This window comes from Streptomyces sp. SID14436 (assembly GCF_010548465.1).
Lineage (GTDB): Bacteria > Actinomycetota > Actinomycetes > Streptomycetales > Streptomycetaceae > Streptomyces.
In genome coordinates, this window is sequence record NZ_JAAGMD010000818.1 from 1 (window position 1) to 1,385 (window position 1,385).

Annotated in this window: 1 pseudogene; it reads right to left on the reverse strand. The window is 78.8% G+C overall.

Annotated features, from left to right (window positions below):
• Positions 1-1,385 (reverse strand): annotated as a pseudogene (locus tag G3I53_RS29955) (ABC transporter permease); the annotation flags it as partial.

Consider the following 1,385-nt stretch of genomic DNA (forward strand, 5'->3'; position numbering starts at 1 on the left):
GCGAGGGCCGCCGCGCCGAAGGCGGCCTCGGGTCCGGCGCCGAACGGGTCGTCGCGCAGTTCCGCGGCGATCTCGTCGCGCACCAGCACCCTCGACGGTTCCACCTCGGGCCGGTCGCGCAGCGCGGCGGCCACCCGGTCGGTGGCGCCGGGCGCGGTCCGCAGCCACCACTCGTTCGGTGGCGCGCCCGCGTCGTGGCGGGTCTGCAGGATTCGGTTGACCGCGCGCAGGTCGAGCAGCAGCGCCCCGCCGTCGTCGGCGCCGCCGGGCGTGGTGGACGGGAGGTCCCGCACGGAGCGGACGATGCGCACCGGGACGGTGGAGCCGTCGACGGCGACGTCCACCCGCTGGCCGGGGCGGGCACCGGTGGAGTCCAGGTAGCGGTCGGTGGCGACGGCGGCGACCTCGGACGCCGACGGCTGAGGCACCTGCAGGCGCACGGTCAGCGGCGAGACCACCCGGGCGGAGTCCCGGGGGACGTAGCCGGTGCCGTAGGTGACGGTGAGCGGGCGGGTGGAGGTGACCCGCGGCCGGGTGGGGGCGGCGGCCTCGTCGGCGGTGGCCTCCGCGGCGGCGGCCCACGCCGTCGGGTCCCAGTCGGTGGGCAGGTCCGCCCGCCGGTCCCGGCCGCCGGTGTCGGTCAGGGTCAGCCGGGACACCGTGAACCGGTGCTGTTCAGCGTGCCCGACGGGCTGGGTGAGGGCCAGGTGCAGGCCGGTCAGCGTCATCCTGCCGGGCGGGTTCGCGCCGGTTCCGGCGAGGTCCAGGACGAGCGTGTGGGCGCGGCCGTCGGCGGGGAGCCGGCCCAGGGGGAGCTTGTAGGGGATGCCGTGGGCGTCCACCAGGGTCGCCCGGACCTCGGCCGCCGGGGCGCCGTCCCCCGCGGTGCCGCCGCCGTCCCCGGCATCGGCGCCGCCGTCCGTGTCGCCGTTCTCGGCGCCCCCGGAGTCCGTGGCGGAGCCCTGGATGCGGGCGGTCAGGGACAGCCGGGCGGTGTCCGCCGGGACCGGCGTCCCGGCCGTGGCGCCCTCGGGCTTCAGGCCGTCCAGCAGGTGGGGGACCGGCCGGTCGGCGAGGTCGGAGCGCATCAGCAGGGTGCCGGAGGCCCGGGCGGTGTCCAGGGCCAGGACGGTCGCCGTCCGGTTGCCGGACAGCGGCACCGTCGTGCGGTGGGCGGGGGCGGCGGCCCGGACACCGGACACGGCCGCGTACGCCCCGGTGGTGCCCGGCTCGCCGTCGCCGGCGCCCAGGACGCGGACCCCGGCGCCCGCGCGGAAGTCCGCCTGGTCGTTCTGCGAGCGTTCCCACGACGAGCCCTGGCCGATGGCCAGCATGCCGAGGGCCACGGCCAGCACCAGCAGCAGCACGGGGCCCGCGCCGCGCAT